The organism is Pseudomonas sivasensis, assembly GCF_021391435.1.
Taxonomy (GTDB): Bacteria; Pseudomonadota; Gammaproteobacteria; order Pseudomonadales; family Pseudomonadaceae; genus Aquipseudomonas; species Aquipseudomonas sivasensis.
On the sequence record NZ_CP090029.1, the window covers coordinates 5,718,640 to 5,744,669 of the forward strand.

Here is a 26,030-nt window from a genome sequence, read left to right on the forward strand (position 1 = left end):
GTTAAGGGCCTATAGCTCAGTTGGTCAGAGCAGAGGACTCATAATCCTTTGGTCCACGGTTCAAGTCCGTGTGGGCCCACCAACTCCAAAGCCGCGCATTGCGCGGCTTTCGCGTTTCTGGCTGGTCCACCACAGATACAGTCCTATGGTCCAAGGGTACAATTTAGGTACAGTGCTGGTTCGCCAGCCGCCTAGGAGCACCCTCTCATGGCTACTCTCGTCAAAACTCCTTCCGGCACCTGAAGGCGCTCATTCGTAAAAATGGCTGGCCCACAGTCGCCAAAACCTTCCGCACAAAGCGTGATGCGGAGGACTGGTCGAGGCGTACCGAAGAAGAAATGGTGCGTGGCGTGTACATCCGATGTAGCGGCTCGGAGAAAATGACGCTAGAGGCTGCACTCAAGCGCTATCTGAGCGGCATAACCCCCACCAAGAAACCCACCATTTGTTATCGCTGATGCAGAATTATCCCAGATGCCGACTTAAAGCTACTCCATCAGTGATCAGCTCAAAGTCAGACCTGCTAATACTTATAACGCCAAGGCTTGGGTCAGCCAAATTTCGGTAGCCGGGTCAATTGGGCATCAGCGACAACAGAGTTTGGTTCAAGGTCTGGGCTTAGACCTATCGGAAGTCACCGACGTCTACAAGCATCACGCGAAATACTTCTGGGCTTCTGCACGTGGTGAGCGCACCGAGGGGCATCCCGATTATCACCCGCCGCCTTCAGGCTCGTGAGAGAGGTGCGGCGGGATTCCGCGATTGCAGTTTGATCGCACGCCCTTAACCCTCAGCGCAATGCAGAAGTTGTCGACGGAGCTTTACACGGTCACAACATACCCCGGCCAGTGCCTCGTGCGGAGGCGCCTCGGCCTAACGTCTCCAAAACCGACGCGCTCGATGTGTTGTTACCGGGGAGTTGGCTTGCTGGCGATGAGACCCGTGCAGACGTCAAATTCCCCGGGGCCTCACATCAAAGACCGTTTGCATCTTAGTCACCGCTTGTAGAAGATCATCGTCTTTTTGCACGAATGGATACGCGCATGAAGTTCGAGAAAACCACGCAGTACAGGTCCGAGGAAGGAATCGTCTTCAATCTGTCTCAAATCACCCTCATGGAAAGCGACCGAGGTCGCCTGCGCGAGCTGCACTTTGGCGAAGCGAAACGCGCCCATTACCAAGTCAACAGCATCGTTGTCGATATGTACGACCGAATGCAGGCTCGAAACCTGCCATGCCTGCTGACAGTCTGCATTTCCAATCCCCTGACCCGGCAGCAGGCCGACGCTATCACTACTATGCGCGGCAACGTCGCCAAGGGAATTGCTGCGGCCTCAGGTGGCGTTGCCGGGAAGGTAGGTGCGTTGGGCGGGCCGCTCATTGGTTGGGCTTCAGGTGCAGTTGTGACGACAGGTGTCAACTGGTACCTCAAAGGGGCCCTACCGAACCTTCATGCAGGTGACGTGCTGGTCAGCATCGAGGGAGAGGTACATGGCGGGATTGGCCCACAGCGCTCTGTCGTGACGCTGGTCATCAAGGTCTGAGGAACTGCACATGCCCTACATCATGCAAACTGTCTTCCTTCTGGTGCTGGGCGCGATCCTCGTTCAGTTTCTGAAACCATACCCGCTGCGCAAGTGGCTTGGTTTGGCGCTGCTGGCAACGGGCTTGGTCAGCATCTTCAAGGTTGGTGAGCAGCAGGTGCTGGGCTTTGACCTGGAGCTGCTAGCACTGCTGGCCGTGCCGCTGGGCGTGGTGCTTTTCCTGACGCGGCGGCGGTTCACGGAGAGGGACTGAAGCCCTTGCACGATTTCTCGGTGCCGTCTCTGACCCAAAATCATATGGGACAACAGTCGATCAACAGCGCGTTGATCGATGATCTTAGCGTTGGACCTTGCCGGCGGATTGAGGGGTTACTTTGAACATACTGGTAACTCCTAACGTAGGTTAGATGCCGCCAAAATCACTGCTAAATGATGGGTGGCGGCTGTAACGCAGACCAGGTGCAGTCGGAAATGTGTAATGCCACATTGACCAGCCTCGCCAACTCTGCGGGCGCGGCCTAATTCTGATCCTAGACAGCACGGATCTAGCGCACATGAAAGGTCACCGCAATCGCCAACCTTTAAAGTCAGACTATACGCATGCCTTAGGCCAAGTCGCGCTTTGCTTCTCGATCTGTGAATGGAACGTGGTTTTGAGATGCAAGAGAATTAGCCCGGGGGCACTACAGAAGATCGTGGGCGAAGAATTCACTGCGGGGCAAATTGCGAAACTCAAAGAGCGCAAAATCAGTACAACCACGGTACAGTACTCAGCTTGAGCACCCTTTTCAAAATTACGCTTAACACCACGTACTACGGGGCCTCCAGCTATGCCAACCTACGTTCACCTACGAACGATTTCTCTAGGCATATCAGCTCGCCCAGCAACTCATAATCCCTTGGTCCACGGTTCAAGTCCGTGTGGGCCCACCAACTCAAAAGCCGCGCATTGCGCGGCTTTTGTGTGTCTGAAGACCCACTCTCAGTATCCGGACTGTCCACACAACGTCCGCCGCCCCACTTCGCAAACAACTGCCCAATATCCCTGGTTGCTTTGAACTCAAGCGCATTAACGCACGGGTCAAACAGGAACAATGTCGCCTGCCCTCCTACTTGGCCCTTGAACCGAATATGCGACTCAAGCGCAAACGTCGTACCTCGCGCCTGCAAGCGGTACGCCAGTACGTGCCAATCTTCACAGCTCAATACCACGCCGAAATACGGCACGGGGACATCGTGGACGTCGACGGCATTGGTGTGGGCCGCGTCCTGGAAGGCGGTTTTCGGATGTCCGGGGATGACCAATGGGTGGCCGAAGAAACTACTGACTGTGGCTGGAGCGCTCGCCCCAAGTAAGAATAATCCCGCTGGGCAACCTGACGTTTTACCGAGAGGTCATCCTACTGAGTCGCTATAGCCAACGGCACTTACCAGTGCCACAACTGTTTGCCCGCTGCCTGCTGGACGATTCAAGCCTGTAACATGCGTTCCCATTGCAGCCCGTCACGGAGCCTCCCTTGCCTGTCCTCGATGAAATCGATCGCCAACTGATCGCCGCCTTGCAGATCAACGCCCGCGAAAGCGTAGCCATGCTTGCCCGGCAGTTGGGCATCGCGCGCACCACGGTGACCTCCCGCCTGGCGCGCCTGGAGAAAACCCAAGTGATCACCGGTTATGGCGTGCGCTTGGGCCAACGGGTAGCGGACGGTGGTTTGCAGGCCTACGTGGGCATCACTGTGCAACCTCGCTCAGGCAAAGAAGTGTTGCGCAGGCTGAGTGCCATGGCTCAGGTGCAACAGTTGTGCGCGGTGAGCGGCGAGTTTGATTACGTGGCTTGGCTACGGACGGATTCGCCGGAGCAACTGGATCAGTTACTGGACCAGATCGGCAGTGTCGATGGTGTAGAGAAAACCACCACCTCGATCATCCTCAGTAACAAATTGGATCGCGGACAACCAATCTGACCAGCAATCTCGTCACTTCGACTGAAAACAATTCATTCCGACGACACATTGCGTCTTATTAACGAGCGCAACGCTCCCTAAACTGGCTGCCATCTTTTCCTATAATCAGCGGGTCGTGCCCCGCCGGGTATCCAGCCAGGTCAGCCATGAATACGTCGAACAAAAACAGTCGCCACCCTGCAGACGGTAAAAAGCCCATCACCATCTTCGGCCCGGATTTTCCGTTTGCCTTTGATGACTGGATCGAGCACCCCGCAGGCTTGGGCAGCATCCCCGCCGCCAACCATGGTGCAGAAGTAGCCATCATCGGCGCAGGTATCGCCGGGCTGGTTGCCGCCTATGAGCTGATGAAGCTGGGCCTCAAACCCGTGGTGTACGAAGCCTCGAAAATGGGTGGCCGTTTGCGCTCCCAGGCTTTCGAAGGTGCCGAAGGCATCATCGCCGAGCTGGGCGGCATGCGCTTCCCGGTGTCGTCCACCGCCTTCTATCACTATGTGGACAAGCTGGGACTGGAAACCAAACCGTTCCCCAACCCACTGACGCCGGCCTCCGGCAGCACCGTGATCGACCTCGAAGGCCAAACCCACTACGCACAAAAGCTGTCCGACTTGCCTGCACTGTTCCAGGAAGTGGCTGACGCTTGGGCCGACGCCCTGGAAGCCGGCTCGCAGTTCGGTGATATCCAGCAAGCCATTCGCGACCGCGACGTACCGCGCCTCAAAGCGCTGTGGAATAAGCTGGTGCCCCTGTGGGACGACCGCACCTTCTACGATTTCGTCGCCACGTCCAAGGCGTTCGCCAAGTTGTCGTTTCATCACCGTGAAGTGTTTGGGCAAGTCGGTTTCGGCACCGGCGGCTGGGACTCGGACTTTCCCAACTCGATGCTGGAAATCTTCCGCGTAGTGATGACCAACTGCGACGACCACCAACACCTGGTGGTCGGTGGCGTGGCCCAAGTGCCAATGGGTATCTGGCGCCATGTACCGGAACGCTGCGCCCACTGGCCGGCCGGCACCAGCCTCAGCTCGTTGCACAGCGGCGCGCCGAGAGCCGGGGTCAAGCGCATTGCACACGCAGCCGATGGCCGTTTCGCGGTGACCGACAACTACGGCGACACCCGCGAATATGCCGCCGTCCTCACCACCTGCCAAAGCTGGCTGCTGACCACCCAAATCGAATGCGATGAAACCCTGTTCTCGCAAAAGATGTGGATGGCCCTGGACCGCACCCGCTACATGCAATCCTCGAAAACCTTCGTGATGGTCGACCGCCCCTTCTGGAAAGACAAAGATCCGGAAACCGGCCGCGACCTCATGAGCATGACCCTCACCGACCGCCTCACCCGCGGCACTTACCTGTTCGACAACGGCGACGACAAACCAGGGGTGATCTGCTTGTCGTACTCGTGGATGAGCGACGCGCTGAAAATGCTTCCGCAGCCTATCGAAAAGCGGGTAAAGCTGGCCCTGGATGCCTTGAACAAGATCTACCCGAAAGTCGATATCAAGGCGCGCATCATTGGTGATCCGATCACCGTGTCCTGGGAGGCCGACCCGCATTTCCTCGGGGCCTTCAAAGGCGCGCTGCCTGGCCACTATCGTTACAACCAGCGTATGTATGCGCACTTTATGCAGAAGGACATGCCGGCCGAACAGCGTGGGATTTTTATCGCCGGCGACGACGTTTCCTGGACACCTGCCTGGGTGGAAGGCGCAGTACAAACCTCGCTGAACGCGGTGTGGGGCATCATGACCCACTTCGGTGGCAGTACTCACGCCGAGAACCCAGGGCCGGGCGACGTGTTCGATGACATCGGACCAATCGCCCTGGCCGAATAAGGAGTTACGCCATGCGTGTCGCCCTGTACCAATGCCCGCCGCTGCCACTGGAAGTGGCGGGCAACCTCAAGCGCCTGCGCCAGCTCGCACACGAAGCGACCGGCGCCGATGTGCTAGTGCTGCCGGAGATGTTCCTGACCGGTTACAACATCGGCGCAGAAGCCGTCGGGGCATTGGCCGAAGCGCGGGATGGCGAGTCTGCCCAGAGCATTGCCGACATCGCGCAAAGCGCCGGACTGGCCATTTTGTATGGTTATCCTGAGCGGGCCGACGATGGGCAGATCTACAACGCCGTGCAGCTGATAGACGCCAACGGCCAGCGCCTCTGCAACTATCGCAAGACCCATCTGTTCGGGGATCTGGACCATTCGATGTTCAGTGCCGGCGACGATGACTTCCCACTGGTGGAGCTCAACGGTTGGAAGCTGGGATTCCTGATTTGCTACGACCTGGAGTTCCCGGAAAACACCCGACGCCTGGCCTTGGCCGGGGCCGAATTAATACTGGTGCCCACCGCCAACATGGTGCCGTTCGATTTCGTTGCCGACGTCACCGTGCGGGCGCGGGCCTTTGAAAACCAGTGCTATGTGGCCTATGCCAACTATTGCGGGCACGAAGGCGAGATTCAGTACTGTGGCCAAAGCAGCATCGCCGCACCGGATGGCCAGCGCATCGCCCAGGCCGGTCTGGATGAAGCCTTGATTGTCGGCACGTTGGATCACCAATCGATCCTCGACGCCCGCGCCGCCAATCACTACCTGCAAGACCGTCGCCCCGAGCTTTACGGCCCGCTGCACAAGCCCTGATCCGATGGGTTTGTTAGCATAGGCACTTGCCCCGTTCTGGAAGTGCCCATGCCTGTCCCGGCCCACCCTTATCCCGTTCATTTGACCCTGGCCAACGGCCTGCGGGTTTGCCTGCGCCATGCGCCACGTTTGAAGCGTTGCGCCGCAGCGTTAAGGGTGGCTGCCGGCAGCCATGACGTACCGTTGGCTTGGCCGGGTCTGGCGCATTTTCTTGAGCATTTGTTGTTTCTCGGCACCGAGCGGTTTCCCAGCGGCGAAGGGTTGATGGCCTACGTACAACGTCACGGTGGCCAAGTGAATGCCAGCACCCGCGAACGCACCACAGACTTCTTCTTTGAACTGCCCGTTCCGACCTTTGCAGAGGGACTTGAACGGCTGGCCGACATGCTGACCCATCCGCGCCTGACGCTGGAGGATCAACTGCGCGAGCGCGAAGTGCTGCACGCAGAGTTTGTCGCCTGGTCTCAAGATGCCAAGGCTCAGCAACAGGTGGCGCTGTTCGAAGGCTTGGCGGCGGATCATCCGTTGCGTGGTTTTCATGCCGGGAACCGCGACAGCCTGCCGGTGGAGCGCGAGGCGTTTCAACAAGCCTTGCGGGAATTCCACACACATTTCTATCAGAGCGGGCAGATGACTTTGAGCCTTGCCGGTCCGCAGTCGCTGCAAGAGCTGGAAGCCCTGGCGCAGCAGTTCAGTGTGCAACTGGTCTCTGGCCCGCAACATCCGCAGGCGTCGCCACCGGCCCTGATGCAAGGCCAGGCTCGGCGGTATCAGCACACCGAAGGCGACCACCTGCACCACGTCATCACCTGTGACGTACCCCGCGAAGCACTGGATTTCCTCTGCACTTGGCTAAACGCCTCTGCACCGGGCGGGCTGCTCGCTGAGTTGAAAGCACGGCAATTGGTCAGCGCACTGCAGGCGTCAGTCCTGTACCACGCCGTCGGACAAGCAGTGCTGGATATCGAATTTACGCTCGGGACCGCAGACAAACCGGCGACACACATTGAGGCACTGTTGCACGACTGGCTGAGCTTTTTCTCACACAGCGACTGGACTCCGCTGCGCGAAGAGTTCGCGCTGCTGAACGTGCGACAACAACAGATCCAAGGCGCCCTGACATTGGCCCGAAACGACAGCGACGATCTGGGTGAACAAGGCATCGCCGCGCTCAAGGCCCTGCTTGAATCACTGCAACTACCGCCCGCTGAACATCGCTGGCAACTCCCATCGAACAATCCGTTCCTGCGCCCACCGGTCAAGCAAGAGCGCGCAGGCCTGATCCGCGGCCAAACCAGCGCCCACCGAGGGCTGCGAACCTTTGCCCAGGATCGCTCGCGGGGTCGCCGGGAGGTAGCGGCGCTAACATTCAGCCAGGCCTTGGCGGATGACAGCGACGAAGGCGCGCTGTACCTGCAATGGCGGTTTGGCTCGCCAGTTGCCGCCGGGGTGGAAAGCAGCTTGCAGCCCTTGCTTAAAAATGCACGTCAGGCGGGTGTTGAAGTGTCCTTTGAAGCCACCGGTAGTGACTGGCTGGTGAAAATGACCGGCCTGCACGAGCCCATGCCGGCCGTGCTGGAGGTCTTGGCGCAAAGCCTGAATCAGCCGCAAGAAGCTGTCATCGCGCCACCGCCCATGATCCCAATCCGAGCGTTGCTCAAGGCGCTGCCCTCGTGCTGCGCCGCTGGTAATGTCGCCCCCCACGAGCAGCCTGCATCCTGGGCCACCGCACGCTGGCATGGCCTGGGCCTGGGTTTACCCATCGCAACTCAAGCGTTGATCAAAGCGGCCGCCGCCCGTCTGCCTGGGCAACCTGCCCACATCGAACAAACACTGCAAAACCTCAGTGGTCAACGCGTGTGGCATGAGATAAAAACCAGCTCCACCGAAGCCGCCTTGCTGCTGTTTTGCCCGACCCCGAGCCAATCCCTGGCCGATGAAGCGTCGTGGCGACTGCTTGGACACCTGCTCCAAGCTCCTTTCTACCAACGCCTGCGGGTTGAACTGCAGTTGGGCTACGCAGTATTCAGCGCAGTCCGACAGATAAACGGGCAAACCGGCCTGTTGTTTGGCGTGCAGTCTCCCAGCGTGTCCCTGGAAGGCATCGTTGAGCACCTGGAAACTTTCCTGGCCCAACTGCCAGCGTTGGTCGGCAGTTTCGAAGATCTGGGCAACCTTGCCCTGGCTCAACAATTTTCACCTCAAGCGTTGCCGGTCGGCCAAGCTGCCGAGCTGCTGTGGCACGCACACTTGGCCGGCCATTCGTCGGGTTATCTCACGCACATTCAGCAACTGATCCACAGCGTTAGCCGTGAAGACCTGCTGCGGGCCGCCCAGCAATTGAATGACGCCCTAGGTGGCTGGCGCTACGTAGCCAACGGCCCGGAGACGTTGAGCGCCTGAACGCCAGCAGGCTGATCATTGCCAACCCTGCAACAGGCTTTTTCCACCAAGACAGCGCTAACCTGACAAGAATTGAGTAACATTCCTACGCACACATCTGAACATCTCCGACTGGAGGTGGACTATATGTATTACTTGGTAGTAAACGTCCCATCACTTCGTAGGAGTAAGAATATGACTTGGTCCAAACCTGCTTACACTGATCTGCGCATCGGTTTCGAAGTCACCATGTACTTCGCCAGCCGTTAATCCGCTGGGTAATACAACGCCTCGGTTCGCCCGGGGCGTTTTTGTTTTGAGCTTTGCGTGATGGAGTAACCATGTTCGTCCAGATTCTAGGTTCCGCCGCCGGCGGTGGTTTCCCGCAGTGGAACTGCAACTGCGTGAACTGCGCAGGTTTTCGTGATGGCAGCCTGCGGGCCCAGGCACGTACCCAGTCGTCCATCGCGATCTCCGACGATGGTGTGAATTGGGTGCTGTGCAATGCCTCCCCGGATATTCGCGCACAGCTGCAAGGCTTTGCGCCGATGCAACCGGGCCGTGCCCTGCGCGACACCGGCATCAGTGCGATCATCCTGATGGACAGCCAAATCGACCACACCACGGGCCTCTTGAGCCTGCGCGAAGGCTGCCCGCACCAGGTGTGGTGCACTGACATGGTCCATGAAGACCTGAGCACCGGCTTCCCGCTGTTCACCATGCTCACCCACTGGAACGGCGGTCTGGCCTGGAACCGCATCGAACTCGACGCCAGCTTCACCATCCCGGCCTGCCCGAATCTGCGCTTCACTCCATTGCCACTGCGCAGCGCTGCGCCGCCTTACTCGCCGCACCGTTTCGACCCGCACCCCGGCGATAACATTGGCCTGATCGTTGAAGACCTGCGCACCGGCGGCAAACTGTTCTACGCCCCGGGCCTGGGCAAAGTCGACGCGCCACTGTTGGAGATCATGGCCGGCAGCGACTGCCTGCTGGTAGACGGCACGATGTGGGACGACGATGAAATGCAGCGCCGTGGCGTCGGTACCCGCACCGGTCGCGAGATGGGCCACCTGGCGCAAAACGGCCCCGGCGGCATGCTGGAAGTGCTGGAGCAACTGCCGGAGCAGCGCAAGGTGCTTATCCACATCAACAACACCAACCCGATCCTCGATGAAGATTCTCCCGAGCGGGCGGAGCTGGTGCGGCGCAATGTCGAAGTGGCTTACGACGGCATGAGCATTGAATTGTAGGAGCAGACGACATGACTGACACACCGTTGACTACCGCCGAATTCGAAGCCGCCTTGCGCGCCAAGGGCGCCTTCTACCATATCCATCACCCTTACCATGTGGCGATGTACGAAGGCCGTGCCAGCCGCGAACAAATCCAGGGCTGGGTCGCCAACCGTTTCTACTATCAAGTGAACATTCCCCTGAAGGACGCCGCGATTCTGGCCAACTGCCCGGAGCGCGAGATCCGTCGCGAGTGGATCCAGCGCTTGCTCGACCACGATGGCGCTCCCGGTGAGGACGGCGGTATCGAAGCCTGGCTTCGCCTGGGCGAGGCTGTCGGCCTCGACCCGGACCAACTGCGCTCCCAGGAATTGGTGCTGCCCGGCGTACGGTTTGCGGTGGACGCCTACGTCAACTTCGCCCGTCGCGCCAGTTGGCAGGAGGCCGCCAGCAGCTCGTTGACCGAACTGTTCGCGCCGCAGATCCACCAGTCGCGCCTCGACAGTTGGCCGCAGCATTACCCGTGGATCGACCCAACCGGCTACGAATATTTCCGCACTCGCTTGGGTCAGGCCCGTCGCGATGTGGAGCACGGCCTGGCGATCACGCTGCAGCACTACACCACCCGCGAAGGCCAGGAGCGCATGCTGGAAATTCTCCAGTTCAAACTGGACATCCTGTGGAGCATGCTGGACGCCATGAGCATGGCCTACGAACTCAAACGCCCGCCCTATCACAGCGTGACCGAGCAGCGGGTCTGGCATAAAGGGATCACCCTATGAGCTTTGATCGCAGCAGAACACCGACCTGGCGCCAGGGTTATCGCTACCAGTACGAGCCTGCGCAAAAGGGCCATGTGCTGCTCTACCCTGAGGGCATGATCAAGCTCAATGACAGCGCCGCGTTGATCGGTGGTTTGATCGACGGCGAGCGCGACGTGGCCACAATCATCGCCGAGTTGGATAAACAATTCCCAGGTGTGCCTGAGCTCGGTGACGACATCGAGCAATTCATGGAGGTCGCCCGTGCTGAGCACTGGATCACCCTTGCCTGAAAAGCCGGCCATTGGCCTGCCGCTATGGCTGCTGGCCGAGCTGACTTACCGCTGCCCGCTGCAGTGCCCGTATTGCTCCAACCCGCTGGACTTTGCCGAGCAGGGCAAGGAGCTGAGCACCGAGCAGTGGATCAAGGTATTTCGCGAAGCCCGGGAAATGGGCGCCGCGCAGCTGGGGTTTTCCGGCGGTGAACCGCTGGTGCGTCAGGACTTGGCCGAGTTGATCGCCGAGGCTCGCAAACTGGGGTTCTACACCAACCTGATCACTTCCGGCATCGGCCTCACCGAGCAGAAGATCAGCGACTTCAAGAAGGCCGGCCTGGACCATATCCAAATCAGCTTCCAGGCCAGCGACGAACAGGTCAATAACCTGCTGGCCGGCTCGAAAAAAGCCTTCGCGCAAAAATTGGAAATGGCTCGTGCGGTGAAAGCCCACGGCTATCCGATGGTGCTGAATTTCGTCACCCATCGGCACAATATCGACAAGATCGACCGCATCATCGAGTTGTGCATCGCGCTGGAAGCGGACTTTGTTGAGCTCGCGACGTGCCAGTTCTACGGCTGGGCGCAGCTCAATCGTGTTGGGCTGTTGCCAACCAAGGAGCAGTTGGTGCGCGCCGAGCGCATCACCAACGAATACCGCGCCAAGCTCGAAGCCGAAGGTCATCCGTGCAAGCTGATCTTCGTCACGCCGGATTACTACGAAGAACGCCCGAAAGCCTGCATGAACGGCTGGGGCAGCATCTTTCTGACCGTCACGCCAGACGGCACCGCCCTGCCCTGCCACGGCGCCCGACAAATGCCAGTGCAGTTTCCCAACGTGCGCGACCACAGCATGCAGCACATCTGGTACGACTCGTTCGGCTTCAACCGCTTTCGCGGCTATGACTGGATGCCCGAGCCATGCCGTTCATGCGATGAGAAGGAAAAGGACTTCGGCGGCTGCCGTTGCCAGGCCTTCATGCTCACGGGGGATGCGAGCAATGCCGACCCAGTGTGCAGCAAGTCCGAGCAACACGGCATCATCCTGCAAGCGCGGGAAGAGGCCGAACACGCCACCCAGACCATCGAGCAACTGGCCTTTCGAAATGAGCGCAACTCACGGCTCATCGCAAAAGGCTAACAGCCTCAGCGCTTGGCGATGATGTACACCGCGTGGATGATCCCAGGGAAGTAACCGCACAACGTCAGCAGAATATTCAGCCAGAACGCGCCGCCGAAGCCTACTTGCAGAAACACACCCAGTGGCGGCAGCAGAATGGCGATGATGATACGAATGATGTCCATGGGTCAGCTCCAAAAAATCGGCTCGTGCGAGCCGTGTAGCTAATCGACCTTTGCCATTCGTGAGGGTTCAGTGAATTCTGGCATTGAGCCATCCTGTAACGAGCAGGCAAAAAAACGCCCCCAGCCAAAAGAATCAGGCTGGAGGCGCCGCGTATACCGCGAGACGGTTCAGAAAAATGGGATTAAACAGCGATGCCCTTGCGGCATTGCAGCTGTGCGGTACGCACGCGGGAGAACGCGCGAGCGAGGCGTAGGAGCATTTCGTCAATGTTGCTTTTGCTCACCGTCAGCGCTGGCGTGAAGCGTAGGCAGTCAGGTTGCGGGGCGTTGAGGATCAGGCCTTCTTGCAGTGCGGCGCTTACTACAGCATCGGCAGAATCATCCGACAACGTCAGCCCCCACATCAGGCCCTGGCCGCGCAGTTGGCCGTGGTCGTAGCGATAGGCCAGACGGGTGAGGCCTTCGCCAAGATAAAGGCCGGACTCGCGCACATGCTCAAGAAAGCCATGCTCCAGCACCGTATCGAGCACCGCCGCGCCGGCTGACGCCATCAACGCATTGCCGTGATGAGTGCCTTCCAATTCACCTACTTCGAAACAACACGCCTTACCACGTGCCAGCAGCGCCGCCAGGGGCACGCCGCCGCCCAGACCTTTGCCAAGGGTGATGATGTCGGCGCGTACACCGTACTGTTGTTCGGCCAGCAACGTGCCGTAACGACCGAGGCCTGTCTGCACTTCGTCAAGGATCAGCAGGATCCCCAGTTCACGGCACAAGCGCTCAACGCCCTTGAGGTAGCGCTCCGTCGCAGGGGTTACGCCGGCACCCTGGATCGGTTCGAGCATGATGGCTACGGTTTGAGCATCGACAGCAGCGTGCAGCGCCGGCAGGTCGTTGAAAGGCACATGGCTGAAACCAGGCAATTGCGGTTCGAAACGGTTTTCCAAAGTACCGGCCGATGCAGCCAGCGCCGCGAAACTGCGGCCATGGCAACCGTTGCTGGCACTGATGATGCGGTACGCGCCACCCCGATGCAGCTGACCCCATTTGCGCGCCAGCTTGATCGCCGCTTCACAGGCTTCCGCGCCACTGTTGAGCAGGTAAGCCTGGTCGCTGCCGGTACGGTGACACAAACGGTCGACGAGGTTGAGTTGGGCACGGTTATGCAGACCCACGCCGGGGTTGATCAACGCTTGGGTCTGGTCACTCAGCGCTTTGATCAACACCTGGGGGCTATGGCCGAGGCTATTGGCGCCATTGCCTTGGCTGAAGTCCAGGTAAGCGCGGTCGTCGCTGTCCCACAACCAGGAACCTTGGCCACGCACGAAGACTTGCGGCGGCCTCGCCACCGTGGGCATCAAGGATTCGCTGGACGGATCATCGTGCTGCGTATCCAAGACCAAATCGTCCAGGCTAGGCGCGGGGCGGCGAATAGAGAACAAGTTCACAGATCCCCCCCGATAGCAACCGAGCAAGTCGCGAAGACTGCCTGTGAATTTTTTGAGTTGCCTATGTAAACGCTATCAACACAAACACTGTTCATTGCCTGATCTGGCCCTGTAAGCCCTGCGAATAGGCGCTAGACTAGGCGCCTAAAGGGCTAACAGCCATTTCGATTTTTCAGCTTTTTCGATAAGAAAGACTTATGGATTTCAAGCAACTGCGTTATTTCGTCGCGGTGTATGAAGAGGGCCATGTAGGCCGTGCCGCCGAACGTCTGTCGATTTCCCAACCAGCGTTGTCGCAACAGATTCGCCAACTGGAGCAGAACCTGGATGTGAGCCTGTTCGAGCGCAGCAGCAAACGTCTACTGCCAACCCTGGCCGCTCACACGCTGTACAACCACGCGTTGCCGTTGATAGATGGCATGCAGCAAGCCGTCGAAGCGCTGCGCAACTTCAAGGGCCAGGCCCTGCGCACCTTGGCTATCGGCGTGCTGCAAACCGTGCACACCAGCCTGGTGCCGCAGATGCTTGAGCGCGTACGCAAGGCCCAGCCGCATCTGGTGGTGCAGATTTACGAATTGACCGGGCTTGAGATTGAACGGCGGCTGCTCAATGGTTCGCTGGACATCGGCATCAGTTACCTGCCACCCCGTCAGCCGGGATTACATGGCGTGCTGCTGTATGAAGATGAGTTGAAAGTGGTCATTCCGGACGATCATCCCCTGCGCGAATTCAAGAAAGTCTCGCTGAAACAGGCGGCCGAGTTGCCGATGTTGTTGCTGGGGGAAGAGTTTCAAATCAGGCAGATCTGGCAGGGCCAACTCGCCAACCTTGGGCGACGGCCACAAGTCCAGGCTGAGCTCAACACCATGGTGGGGATTCTCGACAGCCTGCCCCATACCAAACTGGCAACGGTGCTGCCGGGGCGCTCCCAGGACGAACACAACAGCCAGATGCTGCTGTGGAAACCCTTGAGTGAACCGAGGGTGCCGCTGAAAGTAGGCTTGGTGTGCCGTGACGTGCAGCGCCAGCAAGCAACAGTGGCACTGCTGCGCACCTTGCTTGAAGACGTGATGAATGCCCCGCAGGCGCCGGCCTGACTTTTTCGCGGGCAAAAGAAAACCCCGCCGAAGCGGGGCTTTGCAGACTGTTTCCCTGACATCCATTTCACTCCGCCGTCCTGGCAGAATCCTACGTGTCCGTGTTGTTTCTTTGCGCTTCCTGCGCGACGTCCATGTGAAGTAGATTATCCGTGGATCCAATTTGGCGATAGAGGACGAATAGCAGCACGTCATGTAAGAGAATGCTTACACGCCCTCGCCCCCCTTAAAACAGTGCCTCATCCATCAAAAACAGTGATTCGCTACCGGCCTTTACCGATGCACTCAGCGAGTGAATACGCGGCAGCAGGCGCGCAAAGTAGAAGCGCGCGGTCCCCAGCTTGCTGGCGTAGAAGTCTTCTTCAGCCTCTTTGCCCAACGCGGCCTTGGCCATACGCGCCCACATGTAGGCGTAGGCCATGTATCCAAACGCATGCAAATACTCCACTGAGGCCGCACCGATTTCGTTCGGGTTGGTCTTGGCGCGATCCAGCACCCAGGCCGTCAACTCATCGAGGTTGTCCACCGCCGCACTCAGCGGTTTGGTGAACTCAGCCAGGTCGGCGTTCGAGTGAGCAATGAACTGGCGGATCTCGTCGGCAAACAAGGTGTAGAACGCCCCGCCGCTGCCCACGATCTTGCGCCCCATCAAGTCCAGGGCCTGAATGCCGTTGGTGCCTTCGTAGATCTGGGTGATGCGCACATCACGCACTAGTTGCTCTTGGCCCCACTCGCGGATGTAGCCGTGGCCACCAAACACCTGCTGGCCGAGCACCGTGGTTTCCAGGCCCAGGTCGCTGAGGAACGCTTTGGCCACCGGCGTCAGCAATGCCACCAGGTTATCCGCACGCTCACGGGCTGCGGCGTCTTCGCTGAACTTTGCGATATCCAGCTGCGTTGCCACGTAGGTGGAGAACGCGCGGCCGCCTTCGTTCGCAGCTTTCATGGTCAGCAGCATGCGGCGCACGTCCGGATGGACGATGATCGGGTCAGCGGCTTTGTCTTTCGCCTGAGCGCCTGTCGGTGAGCGGCTTTGCAGACGATCACGCGCATATTCAATTGCGTTTTGATAGGAACGCTCGCCGGATGCGAGACCCTGGATACCCACACCCAGACGCTCGTAGTTCATCATGGTGAACATCGCCGCCAGCCCACGGTTAGGCTCGCCCACCAGGTAACCCACGGCTTCGTCGAAGTTCATCACGCAAGTAGCGGACGCCTGGATACCCATCTTGTGTTCAATGGAACCACAGCTCACCAGGTTGCGCGCGCCGAGGCTGCCGTCGGCATTGACCATGAACTTTGGCACCAGGAACAGCGAGATCCCCTTAGGCCCGGCCGGCGCATCCGGTAGCTTGGCCAAGACCAGATGGATAATGTTTTCGGTGAGGTCGTGCTCGCCACCGGTGATAAAGATCTTGGTCCCGCTGATTTTGTAGGAGCCGTCCGTCTGAGGCTCGGCCTTGGTCCGGATAATCCCCAAGTCTGTGCCGGCATGGGCCTCGGTCAGGCACATGGAACCGGCCCATTCACCTGAATACATCTTCGGCAGGTAGGCAGCCTTGAGCTCTTCGCTGGCGTGGGTGTTGATCGATACGCACGCACCAGACGTCAACATCGGATACAGGCCAAACGCCAGGCTCGACGAGTTGATCATCTCTTCAACTTGGGCCGACACCGCCTTGGGCATGCCCATACCGCCAAACACCGGATCGCCGCCGACACCGACCCAGCCGCCTTCAGCGTAGGTTTTGTAGGCCTGTGGATAACCGTCCGGGGTAAACACCGCGGTGTTATCCCAGCGGCAGCCTTGCTCATCGCCACCGCGACTCAGCGGGGCGATGGATTTGGCGGTGACTTTGCCGGCTTCCTCGAGGATCGCCTCGACAGTTTCGGCGTCAACGCTGTCTGCCAATGCCGGCAATTGGGCCCATGTATTGGCGACCTCAAAAACTTCGTTGAGGACGAAGCGCATATCACGCAGCGGCGCTTTGTAATCAGCCATGGCAAACCTCGTGAGAACGGGAAAAGTGATTCGATAGGATCGGTTTTACAGGCTCCGAGTGTACCCGAACAACTTTTCAGACACATAGGGTCCACTTGTGACTGATTGGTATTTTTAAGTCACTACAGTGCAAATGCCTCCGCTGGCAGACTCATCAGGCATTCGCTGCCCGCTTGCACAGCGGCGCGGTGGGTTGTGGTACGCGGCAGCAGACGCTTGAAGTAGAACTCGCACGTGGCCAGCTTGGCCTTGGCAAACTCGACATCGTCATGGGCCTGCGCCGCAATCGCCATGCGCAGCCACAGGTAGGCAAGGACGATGTAACCGCTGTACATCAAGTAATCCACGGCAGCGGCGCCCACTTCGTCGGGATTTTTCATCGCGGCCATGCCGACCTGGGTGGTCAACTCGCCCCACTCCTGGTTCAACTGATTGAGCTGCGCCACATAGGCCTTGAACTGCGGATGTTCGGCATTCGCGGCGCAGAACTTATGCACAATCTTGGTAAACCCGCGCAGCAACTTGCCCTGGCTGCCCAGCACCTTGCGCCCCAGCAGGTCGAGTGCCTGAATGCCGTTAGTGCCTTCATAGATCGGCGCAATCCGCGCATCGCGAGCCAACTGCTCCATGCCCCATTCGCGGATATAGCCATGGCCGCCAAATACCTGCATGCCGTGGTTGGTCACTTCCAGCCCGGTGTCGGTCATAAAGGCTTTGCAGATCGGCGTGAGGAACGCCAGCAGGTCTTCGGCTTCCTGGCGTTGAGCGGCGTCGCTGCTCAGGTGTGCAGTGTCGAGTAATTGCGCGGTGAAGTAGGTCAGCGCGCGATTGCCTTCGTTGAAGGCTTTCATGGTCAGCAGCATACGACGCACATCGGGGTGCACGATGATCGGGTCGGCGGCTTTGTTCGGCGCCTTGGCGCCAGTCAGGGAGCGCATTTGCAGGCGGTCGTTGGCGTATTTGATCGCGCCCTGGAAGCTCGCCTCGCCGTTGCACAGGCCCTGCATGCCGGTACCCAGCCGCGCGTGGTTCATCATGGTGAACATGCAATTGAGGCCTTTGTTGGCCTCTCCAATCAAAAAGCCCTTGGCGCCGTCGAAGTTCAGCACGCAGGTGGCCGAAGCCTTGATGCCCATCTTATGCTCGATGGAGCCGCAGTGCACCGCGTTGCGTTCGCCGGAGTCAGCGTGGAACTTGGGCACGATAAACAGCGAGATACCTTTGGTGCCCGCGGGTGCATCCGGCAGTTTGGCCAACACCAGGTGGATGATGTTGGCGCTCATGTCATGCTCACCGGCTGAGATGAAGATCTTGCTGCCGGTGATCGCATAGCTGCCATCGGCCTGGGGCACGGCGCGGGTCTTGATCAGGCCCAGGTCCGTGCCGCAATGGGCTTCGGTGAGGCACATGGTGCCGGTCCATTCGCCTGCGGTGAGTTTGCCCAGGAACGTGGCCTTCTGCTCTTCCGTCCCGTGGGCGTGGATCGCCGACATCGCGCCGTGAGTCAGGCCCGGATACATGCCCCATGAGGTGTTGCTAGAGCCGATCATCTCGCTGAGCACCAGGCCCAACGATTGCGGCAAGCCCTGGCCGCCGTAAGCCGGATCCGCCGCCACACCGTGCCAACCGCCTTCGACGTATTGGGCGAAGGCTTCCTTGAAGCCCTTGGGCGTGGTCACGACGCCATTGTCGAAATGGCAGCCCTCTTCATCACCGCTGCGGTTGAGGGGCGAGAGCACGTTCTCGCAGAATTTGGCGCCCTCTTCGAGGATAGCGCTGACCATGTCCGGGCTGGCGTCGGTTGCGCCCAGCGTGGCGTAGTGGCCGTGGAAATCAAATACGTTGTCGATCAGAAAGCGCATGTCGCGCAGGGGAGCTTTGTACTCAGGCATGGTCATGTCTCCGGCAGCAGATGGTCTCAACCTACTGCTGGCCAGCGTCGCAAACAATCACTGTAGAACCGCTGAATACACCGCCATTACTTAACCGGCAGCGCTGTCCATACGCACCGCGCCACGGCGCGTCTGCCCGGCGGCGATCACGCAGTTACGCCCGGCGCCCTTGGCCGCATACAGCGCCTGGTCGGCGGACTTGAGGACTTCTTCGGAGCTGCGCTGCTCGGCCTGGCGTTCGGCCACGCCGATACTGACCGTCACCGACACACTCGTCGCGCCGCTGCCCGCCCGGCGCTGACGGCCTTGTTGATCATCCTGGGGACGGTCCGAGTTGCGCAGCTTAATGTCATAGTTGGCGATAATTTCGCGGATTTCCTCTAGGTGCGGCATGCACTCATCCAGGGTTTTGCCGGCAAACACCACGGCAAACTCTTCACCGCCGTAGCGGTAGGCGCGTCCACCGCCATTGACCTTGGACAACTTGCTCGCCACCAGGCGCAGCACTTGGTCACCCACATCGTGACCATGGGTGTCATTGAACCGTTTGAAGTGGTCGACGTCGGTCATCGCCAACACATAGTTGCGCCCCAGCCGCTGCATGCGCTCGTTGAGGGCGCGGCGTCCCGGCAGGCCGGTCAGCTCATCGCGGAACGCCATTTGATAGGCCTCATGGGCCACGCCGGCCGCGATCATCAACATCACCTGGCTGCACATGATGTTCAGGGTGAACGGCAGGATGAAGGTTTTCGGCAGCATCCAGAACAGCCCCAGCAACCCCACCAATTGCGCCGCGTGCAGCGGGCGCGGCTGGTACCAGTATTGGGCGGCGAGGGTGAGAAAACCGATCAGGAACATCGGGTACGACAACTGGATCAGGCTCATCCAGGTCCCGTGCAGCGCCGGCCAGCGGATCTCCGCCAGCCAGTTCAGCACCGCTTGGGGATAACTTTGCTCCAGGGCCAGCGCCACGCTGCCTATCGCCAGTACCACAGCGCAACGGGCCACGAAGTCGCGGAACAGGTGGGTTTTCTCCTGCCACAGCGCGTAGATGCTGAACAGCAGCGGCAACAACAGGCAACACAGATGAAACACCACGGCAGCGTCTTCTCGCACGCGGCCGTTGTCGCGATAGAAATCGGTCTGGGTATCGAGCAGGAAGTAGGCGATGTACACCGTGATCATCAAAAACAGCTCACGCTGGCGCCGATACACAGCGCAGTACGAACCGCCGAGCAACAGCACCAAGGTTGGCAACACATTGAACAGTGACGTGAAGAAGACGTTGAGGTCCTTGACGTACGCAGCCGAGAGCCCGGCCAGCAAGAGCAGCAACGAAGGGAGGAAATGACTGAAACGAACAGCGGACACGCGTGACAAGGGTAGAACTCCGACCCGCAAAAATGATGGCTATGTGCCTTAGCGCGGACAGTTAAGCACACCCTGCCTGTCACGTATCACATTGCCATCACTGTAACGGCAGGCGGCGACAATCCCTGAGCGCTGCGCTGTGTTTTTTTATCGCCCATAAAAAACCGCCGCTTCCAAGGGAAGCGGCGGTTCAGGGAAACCCGGTGAGGCTTAGTAAGCCAGGCCGAAGTCTTCCTCTTTCATGTCCATCAGGTTGTTGGCGCCCGACAGCATGGTGGCTTTGTGCGCCAAAGTACGCGGCAGAATGCGTTGGAAGTAGAAGCGCGCAGTCTGCAACTTGGCGGTGTAGAACGCCTCTTCGGTCGTGCCGGCAGCCAGTTTTTCGGCCGCCAGGCGTGCCATGTCGGCCCAGAAGTAAGCCAGGCAGGCGTAACCGGAATACATCAGGTAATCCACCGAAGCGGCACCGACTTCCTCACGGTCTTTCATGGCGGCCATGCCGACCTTCATGGTCAACTCGCCCCACTCTTTGTTCAGTGCAGCCAGCGGTGTAACGAACTCCTGAACGGCCGCGTTACCTTCATTGGCCTGGCAGAACTTGTGCACGATCTTGGTGAAGCCCTTGAGCGCCTCGCCTTGGGTCATCAGCACTTTACGGCCGAGCAGGTCCAGCGCCTGGATACCGGTGGTGCCTTCGTACAGCATCGAAATGCGGCTGTCGCGAACGTTCTGCTCCATGCCCCACTCGGCGATGAAGCCGTGACCGCCGTAGATCTGCACGCCATGGTTGGCCGATTCAAAACCGACTTCGGTCATGAATGCCTTGGCGATTGGCGTCATGAAAGCCAGCAGGCCATCGGCCTGTTTCTTGGCTTCGTCATCGGTGCCGTACTTGACGATATCCACTTGCTTGGCCGTGAAGTACACCATTGCGCGATTGCCTTCGGCGAAGGCTTTCATGGTCAGCAACATGCGGCGCACGTCTGGGTGCACGATGATCGGGTCAGCGGCCTTGTCCGGTGCTTTGGGGCCGGTGAGGGAGCGCATTTGCAGGCGATCGCGGGCGTATTTCAGGCCGCCCTGGAAGCCGATCTCGGCATGGGCCAGCCCTTGCAGCGCAGTGCCCAAGCGAGCGGTGTTCATAAAGGTGAACATGCAGTTCAGGCCTTTGTTCGCCGGGCCGATCAGGAAACCGGTGGCCGCGTCGAAGTTCATCACGCAGGTGGCGTTGCCGTGGATACCCATCTTGTGTTCCAGGGAACCACAGGTCACCGCGTTGCGCTCACCCACCGAACCGTCGGCGTTAGGCATGAACTTGGGCACGATAAACAGCGAGATGCCTTTAGTGCCGGCCGGTGCGTCCGGCAGGCGGGCCAATACGATGTGGACGATGTTGTCGGCCATGTCGTGTTCACCGGCCGAGATGAAGATCTTGGTACCGGAGACTTTGTAGGAGCCGTCGGCCTGAGGCTCGGCCTTGGTGCGCAGCATGCCCAGGTCGGTGCCGCAGTGTGGCTCGGTCAGGCACATGGTGCCGGTCCACTCGCCCGATACCAGCTTGGTCAGGTAGGCCTCTTGCTGCTCGGGGGTGCCGTGCTCGGAGATGGTGTTCATCGCACCATGGGACAGGCCTGGGTACATGCCCCACGACCAGTTGGCTTCGCCGACCATTTCGCTCACGGCCAGACCCAGGGATTCCGGCAGGCCTTGGCCGCCGTGCTCCACGTCGTGGGCCAGGCTAGGCCAGCCGCCTTCGACGAATTGTTTGTAGGCTTCTTTGAAACCCGTCGGCGTCTTAACGCCTGACTCACTCCAGGTGCACCCTTCGATGTCGCCCACGCGGTTCAACGGTGCCAGCACTTGTTCACAGAACTTGGCGCCTTCTTCAAGGATGGCGTCAACCATGTCCGGAGTAGCGTCCTGGCAAGCCGGCAGACTCTGATAGTGCGCTTCATAACCGAGCAGTTCGTCACGAACGAAGCGAATATCACGCAAGGGGGCCTTGTAGTCAGGCATAGCGATAAACCTCTGCTGATGTAGCTGGAATGAACAACCGCGTGGATGTGTTGTGGCGGTCAAACAGGTGTTTGAAACATACGTTTACGACCTGGGGATGTCAAGCGTCGGGCAGATGCCGTCTGTCATGACGCACGTCAACTCAGGCGCAACAAGGCCTGAGGCGAGATGCCACATCGGGGAGAGTGTAGAGAGGGATCAGAATAAAACAGGACAAATGTGGGAGGGGGACGAGCCCCTCTCACATTTCGAGCGCCAGCAGATCAGGCGTAGGTGTCGATCAAGGTGCCGAGCATTTCGTCGGAAGCCTTGGCGACTTTGACGCCTAGCTCCACCTGAAACTTGCCTTCTGCCAGTTCCACCATATTGCTGGCGGAATCGGTCGGCTGGCCACGGTTGATCGCCTGCAAGCGATCATTCTGGGCATCGGAAGGTTGGCTGGTGGCTGCGCTGGCGATCTTGCCAGCGGCCTGGTCGACACGGCTCTGCCCGGACTGAATGGTGTTCAGGCCCGAATAAAACGCGCTGCTTCCAGAGATTTCCATGGCTTGAGCCTGCCTTTAGAGAATCGTGAATGTTGATTGAAGCAGAGAACCTGGCAAAACGCCCGTCAAAAACACTAATGGCATAATGCCTTAGCGATAGCCAAAATCAGTCAAGCAAGTCCAACTGTAAGTATTGCGCCACGGCTTCGGCGCTGGCGTGCTTGAGTTTCGGCACTCGACCCAGGCACGGAGCAGGCAGCCGTTCGGCCAGGGTGGCGAGGTTTTCTTCCAGACGGGAGGTCTTGGGGTCGATGATGTTCGCCACCCAGCCCGCCAGCGACAGACCATCCCTTGCGATGGCTTCGGCGGTGAGCAAAGCATGGCTGATACAGCCCAGGCGCACGCCTACCACCAAGATCACCGGCAGTTTGAGCCCGATGGCCAGGTCCGACAGATTGGCCTGGTCAGCCAACGGCACGCGCCAGCCACCTGCGCCCTCAATCAAGGTGAAATCCGCTTGCCGCGCCAGAATCTGCTGCATGGGTTTGAGCAGCGATTGCACCGTCAGCGAAACCCCTGCCTCCCTTGCTGCCAAGTGCGGGGCGATGGCGGGCTCGAAAGCCACCGGATTGACCTCGGCATAACTCAACGGCAATGAACATTCGGCCAGCAGCGCCAATGCATCGGCATTGCGCAGGCCCTCGGGGGTTACTGCGCAACCGGAGGCGACAGGTTTACCAGCGGCGGTGCTTTTGCCGGCTTGGCCGGCTGCATGCAGGAGGCCGGCGGCGATGGTGGTCTTACCGACATCGGTGTCGGTGCCCGTAATGAAATAAGCGGCGTTCATAGAGGTTTCTCCAGTACGGCGTACACCACTTGATAAGTCGCCGGCAGGCCTTGGGACTGGCGGAATCGCTCATAAGCCTCGACCAGTGCAACAATTCGCGCGCGGCCCGTCAGCCCTCCGGGGCGTCCGGGGTTGAGATTGTGTGCACCAAGAGCCTTCAATTCATGGGTCAGACTGCGCACATCCGGGTAATGCAGCACATGGGGCTGGCGCTCCAGGCTGACCACACGCAGGCCGCTGGCCGCACACAGTTGCTGGTAAGCCTCAAAGGTGCGAAAGCGATTGACGTGCACCAGGCCATCGGCGGCGCGCCAGCTTTCGCGCAGTTCATCCAATGTACCCACACACAAACTGGCAAAGGCCAATACCCCGCCCGGTTGCAGCACGCGATGGGCCTCGCTGAGCACTGCGTCGAAGTTGGCACACCATTGCACCGCAAGGCTGGAGAAGATCAGCCCGCAGCTTGCATCGTGCACGGGCAAACGCTCGGCATCTCCCGCGATGAAATGCGCTGCGCCGCCTAAAGGCCGCGCATGGTTGAGCATGCCTTCAGCGATATCCAGCGCCACGCCCTCGCTGGTCGGCAATAACTCACCCAGCACGCGACTGAAATACCCAGTGCCGCATCCCATATCCAGCCAACGTCGTGGCGCGCACGCTGACGGCAGGCGCGACAGCAGTTCATGCCCCACCGCTCGCTGCAGCTCGGCCACACTGTCGTAACTGGCCGCCGCACGGGAAAACGACGCCGCTACTTGGCGCTTGTCCGGCAAGGCACCCGGCAGAGGGGGGTGGGATAAATCAGTCATCAACGCACTCATGCAAAAAAGCCTGGATGGCCCCCGCTACTCCGTGGGGATCCTCCAGAAGAAAAGCGTGACCGGCCTGTTCAATCAGACCGATTTCAACATCAGGGAGCAGCGTCAGCAGGTCGCTGGCGGCTTCGGCAGGCACCAACCCGTCCATACCGGCAAACAGATGCAACTGCGGACCGCGATAGGCCAGTAAGGCTTCGCGGGTGTCCAATTGCGCAAGCAGTTCAAGACCGGTCATCAACGCGCCGGACAGCGCCTGCGGCGCGCCGCTGACCAACAAACGCGCCAGCCCGCGAGGGTCTTCGGCACCTTTGGCGCACAACAATCCGAAGCGCTTGAGGGTGACCTGGGAATCGGCGTGGCAGCCGGCGAGGAAGGAATCGAACGTCTGCGCAGGCATCGCACTCGGCCAACCCTCGTGGGCGACAAAACATGGATTGCTCGCCAGGGTCAGCAACCCGCAGCAGCGTTCGCCACGTCGCGCCGCCAATTCCGAAGCCAGCATGCCGCCCAGGGACCAGCCGCCGAGCCAGGCGTTATCCGGCAATGTGGCGTCGAGTTCATCCAGCCATTCGCCGAGATCGCTGGAGTCCAGCACCGGCAACGGCTCGATCTGTACGTGCAGGTGTTCGTCCAGCCCTTGCAATGCGGCGGCCAAAGGTTCCAGCGGCGATACGCCGAGGCCCCATCCGGGCAGCAATATCAGTCGATCACGCATGGTCGGGCTCCAGGGCGCCTAGCAAGCGGAAACACTCTTCCAATGCGTTTAACAATAGCTGCACCTGCGCCTCGCTGTGGGCCGCCGTCAATGTCACGCGCAAACGGGCGCTGCCGACGGGCACCGTCGGTGGTCGGATCGCAGTGACCATCAAGCCGCGCTCGCGCAGCATCTGGGACAAACGCACGGCTCTGGCGCTGTCGCCAATCAGGATCGGTTGGATCGGCGTAAAGCTGTCCATCAAGTCCAGGCCGAGCTGCTCGGCGCCCTGCCGGAACTGGCGGATCAGGCCATTAAGGTGTTCACGCCGCCAATGTTCGGTGCGCAGCAGCTCCAGGCTTTTCAACGTGGCGCAGGCCAACGCGGGTGGTTGGCTGGTGGTGTAGATATACGGCCGGGCGAACTGGATCAGGCTTTCGATCAATTCTTCACTGCCCGCCACAAACGCGCCGGCGGTGCCGAAGGCTTTGCCCAGGGTGCCCACCAGTACCGGCACGTCTTCCTGACTCAAGCCGAAATGCTCGACGATCCCTGCGCCGTTGGCCCCCAACGGGCCGAAACCATGGGCGTCGTCCACCATCAGCCAGGCGCCTTTGGCCTTGGCTTCACGGGCCAGCGCGGGCAAGTCGGCCAAATCGCCGTCCATGCTGAACACGCCATCGGTGACCACCAACGTATTACCGGTGGCTTTCTCCAGGCGCTTGGCCAAGCTGGCGGCGTCGTTATGCAGGTAGCGATTGAACCGCGCACCGGACAGCAAGCCCGCATCCAGCAAGGACGCGTGATTGAGACGGTCTTGCAGCACCGTATCGCCCTGCCCCACCAGCGCCGTGACTGCGCCCATATTGGCCATGTAGCCCGTGGTAAACAGCAGCGCACGGGGGCGACCGGTCAGGTCAGCCAGAGCCTCTTCCAGTTCATGGTGCGGCGTGGCGTGCCCGACCACCAAATGCGATGCGCCACCGCCCACGCCCCAACGGGACGCACCAGCACGCCAGGCTTCGATCACTTGAGGATGATTGGCCAGGCCCAGGTAGTCGTTATTGCAGAAGGCGAGCAACGGTTGGCCGTCGACCACCACTTCAGGACCTTGGGGGCTCTGCAGCAGTGGCCGCTGACGGTAAAGGTGTTCGGCACGGCGGGCAGCGAGGCGCGCGGATAGATCAAAAGACATGCAGGCCTCGGACTAGCAGGATTAACTCGATCAAATTGTAGGAGGAGGCTTG

The 26,030-nt window shown here is 59.8% G+C and carries 23 protein-coding genes, 1 tRNA gene and 3 pseudogenes; 15 read left to right on the forward strand and 12 right to left on the reverse strand.

All coding sequences use genetic code 11. The features are described 5' to 3' along the window. Nucleotides 1–5: 5 nt before the first annotated feature. The 4 genes and pseudogenes from LRO94_RS26020 (at nucleotide 6) to LRO94_RS26035 (ending at nucleotide 1,797) form a co-directional block, all read left to right on the forward strand. Nucleotides 6–82: transfer RNA gene (locus tag LRO94_RS26020), tRNA-Ile, on the forward strand. Nucleotides 83–207: 125 nt separating this feature from the next. Next, nucleotides 208–443 (forward strand): annotated as a pseudogene (locus LRO94_RS26025) (site-specific integrase); the annotation flags it as partial. Nucleotides 444–1,043: 600 nt separating this feature from the next. After that, the gene (locus tag LRO94_RS26030) at nucleotides 1,044–1,544 is read left to right on the forward strand and encodes a hypothetical protein (RefSeq protein ID WP_177434271.1); all 501 of its coding nucleotides are present in this window, start codon (nucleotides 1,044–1,046) and stop codon (nucleotides 1,542–1,544) included. A gap of 10 nt (nucleotides 1,545–1,554) precedes the next feature. Further along, nucleotides 1,555–1,797, forward strand: coding sequence for a hypothetical protein (locus tag LRO94_RS26035; protein WP_122681317.1), 243 nt, complete (start codon nucleotides 1,555–1,557; stop codon nucleotides 1,795–1,797). Between the two features lie 767 nt (nucleotides 1,798–2,564). Here the strand turns inward: LRO94_RS26035 and LRO94_RS26040 are convergent. Continuing rightward, a pseudogene (locus tag LRO94_RS26040) lies at nucleotides 2,565–2,864 on the reverse strand (VOC family protein); the annotation flags it as partial. An 8-nt stretch (nucleotides 2,865–2,872) separates the two neighbouring features. On the opposite strand from LRO94_RS26040, the pseudogene LRO94_RS26045 reads away from it, so the two are divergent. The 10 genes and pseudogenes from LRO94_RS26045 to pqqE all read left to right on the forward strand — a co-directional run. Next, nucleotides 2,873–3,025 (forward strand): annotated as a pseudogene (locus LRO94_RS26045) (LysR family transcriptional regulator); the annotation flags it as partial. Nucleotides 3,026–3,061: 36 nt separating this feature from the next. Beyond that, a complete protein-coding gene (locus LRO94_RS26050; RefSeq protein ID WP_032883895.1) occupies nucleotides 3,062–3,508 on the forward strand; it encodes an Lrp/AsnC family transcriptional regulator in 447 nt (148 codons plus the stop codon). Between the two features lie 146 nt (nucleotides 3,509–3,654). Beyond that, a complete protein-coding gene (locus tag LRO94_RS26055) occupies nucleotides 3,655–5,346 on the forward strand; it encodes a flavin monoamine oxidase family protein (RefSeq protein ID WP_032883896.1) in 1,692 nt (563 codons plus the stop codon). Between the two features lie 11 nt (nucleotides 5,347–5,357). Then, on the forward strand, nucleotides 5,358–6,152 hold the full coding sequence (locus LRO94_RS26060; RefSeq protein WP_032883898.1) for a carbon-nitrogen hydrolase family protein: 795 nt from the start codon (nucleotides 5,358–5,360) through the stop codon (nucleotides 6,150–6,152). A gap of 48 nt (nucleotides 6,153–6,200) precedes the next feature. After that, the gene (gene pqqF / locus LRO94_RS26065; protein WP_233896911.1) at nucleotides 6,201–8,555 is read left to right on the forward strand and encodes a pyrroloquinoline quinone biosynthesis protein PqqF; all 2,355 of its coding nucleotides are present in this window, start codon (nucleotides 6,201–6,203) and stop codon (nucleotides 8,553–8,555) included. A 174-nt stretch (nucleotides 8,556–8,729) separates the two neighbouring features. Then, the gene (gene pqqA, locus LRO94_RS26070) at nucleotides 8,730–8,804 is read left to right on the forward strand and encodes a pyrroloquinoline quinone precursor peptide PqqA (protein ID WP_003194766.1); all 75 of its coding nucleotides are present in this window, start codon (nucleotides 8,730–8,732) and stop codon (nucleotides 8,802–8,804) included. Between the two features lie 71 nt (nucleotides 8,805–8,875). After that, a complete protein-coding gene (gene pqqB / locus LRO94_RS26075) occupies nucleotides 8,876–9,787 on the forward strand; it encodes a pyrroloquinoline quinone biosynthesis protein PqqB (protein ID WP_032883902.1) in 912 nt (303 codons plus the stop codon). Nucleotides 9,788–9,798: 11 nt separating this feature from the next. Next, complete coding sequence (gene pqqC, locus LRO94_RS26080; RefSeq protein ID WP_032883904.1) at nucleotides 9,799–10,551, forward strand: pyrroloquinoline-quinone synthase PqqC; 753 nt, start codon at nucleotides 9,799–9,801, stop codon at nucleotides 10,549–10,551. After that, nucleotides 10,548–10,823, forward strand: a complete 276-nt coding sequence (gene pqqD / locus LRO94_RS26085) for a pyrroloquinoline quinone biosynthesis peptide chaperone PqqD (protein WP_032883906.1) — start codon at nucleotides 10,548–10,550, stop codon at nucleotides 10,821–10,823. The genes pqqC and pqqD overlap by 4 nt, the downstream gene beginning before the upstream one ends. Next, nucleotides 10,816–11,946 carry a pyrroloquinoline quinone biosynthesis protein PqqE gene (gene pqqE / locus LRO94_RS26090; protein WP_095185055.1) on the forward strand — a complete coding sequence of 377 codons (1,131 nt, stop codon included), beginning with the start codon at nucleotides 10,816–10,818 and terminating at the stop codon, nucleotides 11,944–11,946. Before pqqD ends, pqqE begins: the two co-directional genes overlap by 8 nt. Before the next feature lie 5 nt (nucleotides 11,947–11,951). Here the strand turns inward: pqqE and LRO94_RS26095 are convergent, their stop codons facing one another. Both LRO94_RS26095 and LRO94_RS26100 read right to left on the reverse strand, forming a co-directional pair. Next, nucleotides 11,952–12,110 (reverse strand): YqaE/Pmp3 family membrane protein, encoded by a 159-nt coding sequence (locus tag LRO94_RS26095; protein ID WP_003194776.1) that lies wholly within the window; start codon nucleotides 12,108–12,110, stop codon nucleotides 11,952–11,954. 182 nt (nucleotides 12,111–12,292) lie between these two features. Further along, nucleotides 12,293–13,558 carry an aspartate aminotransferase family protein gene (locus tag LRO94_RS26100; protein ID WP_032883908.1) on the reverse strand — a complete coding sequence of 422 codons (1,266 nt, stop codon included), beginning with the start codon at nucleotides 13,556–13,558 and terminating at the stop codon, nucleotides 12,293–12,295. A 197-nt stretch (nucleotides 13,559–13,755) separates the two neighbouring features. On the opposite strand from LRO94_RS26100, the gene LRO94_RS26105 reads away from it, so the two are divergent. Then, complete coding sequence (locus LRO94_RS26105; RefSeq protein WP_032883909.1) at nucleotides 13,756–14,655, forward strand: LysR family transcriptional regulator; 900 nt, start codon at nucleotides 13,756–13,758, stop codon at nucleotides 14,653–14,655. A gap of 226 nt (nucleotides 14,656–14,881) precedes the next feature. Here LRO94_RS26105 and LRO94_RS26110 read toward each other — a convergent pair whose 3' ends face one another. The 9 genes from LRO94_RS26110 to bioF all read right to left on the reverse strand — a co-directional run bounded on the left by LRO94_RS26110 (nucleotide 14,882) and on the right by bioF (nucleotide 25,978). Next, entirely contained in the window at nucleotides 14,882–16,660 is a 1,779-nt protein-coding gene (locus LRO94_RS26110) for an acyl-CoA dehydrogenase C-terminal domain-containing protein (RefSeq protein WP_032883911.1), read from the reverse strand. Between the two features lie 122 nt (nucleotides 16,661–16,782). Further along, a complete protein-coding gene (locus tag LRO94_RS26115) occupies nucleotides 16,783–18,552 on the reverse strand; it encodes an acyl-CoA dehydrogenase C-terminal domain-containing protein (protein WP_179179811.1) in 1,770 nt (589 codons plus the stop codon). Between the two features lie 90 nt (nucleotides 18,553–18,642). Then, on the reverse strand, nucleotides 18,643–19,932 hold the full coding sequence (locus tag LRO94_RS26120; protein WP_179179810.1) for a GGDEF domain-containing protein: 1,290 nt from the start codon (nucleotides 19,930–19,932) through the stop codon (nucleotides 18,643–18,645). A 201-nt stretch (nucleotides 19,933–20,133) separates the two neighbouring features. Then, on the reverse strand, nucleotides 20,134–21,939 hold the full coding sequence (locus LRO94_RS26125; protein ID WP_032883916.1) for a phenylacyl-CoA dehydrogenase: 1,806 nt from the start codon (nucleotides 21,937–21,939) through the stop codon (nucleotides 20,134–20,136). Between the two features lie 263 nt (nucleotides 21,940–22,202). Continuing rightward, nucleotides 22,203–22,484, reverse strand: coding sequence for a hypothetical protein (locus LRO94_RS26130; protein WP_032883917.1), 282 nt, complete (start codon nucleotides 22,482–22,484; stop codon nucleotides 22,203–22,205). Between the two features lie 106 nt (nucleotides 22,485–22,590). Then, nucleotides 22,591–23,271 (reverse strand): dethiobiotin synthase, encoded by a 681-nt coding sequence (gene bioD / locus LRO94_RS26135; protein ID WP_032883918.1) that lies wholly within the window; start codon nucleotides 23,269–23,271, stop codon nucleotides 22,591–22,593. Then, complete coding sequence (bioC, locus tag LRO94_RS26140) at nucleotides 23,268–24,080, reverse strand: malonyl-ACP O-methyltransferase BioC (RefSeq protein ID WP_095185059.1); 813 nt, start codon at nucleotides 24,078–24,080, stop codon at nucleotides 23,268–23,270. Before bioC ends, bioD begins: the two co-directional genes overlap by 4 nt. Continuing rightward, complete coding sequence (locus tag LRO94_RS26145; protein WP_179179809.1) at nucleotides 24,073–24,804, reverse strand: alpha/beta fold hydrolase; 732 nt, start codon at nucleotides 24,802–24,804, stop codon at nucleotides 24,073–24,075. Before LRO94_RS26145 ends, bioC begins: the two co-directional genes overlap by 8 nt. Then, a complete protein-coding gene (gene bioF, locus LRO94_RS26150) occupies nucleotides 24,797–25,978 on the reverse strand; it encodes an 8-amino-7-oxononanoate synthase (RefSeq protein WP_032883921.1) in 1,182 nt (393 codons plus the stop codon). The genes LRO94_RS26145 and bioF overlap by 8 nt, the downstream gene beginning before the upstream one ends. Nucleotides 25,979–26,030 lie beyond the last annotated feature (52 nt).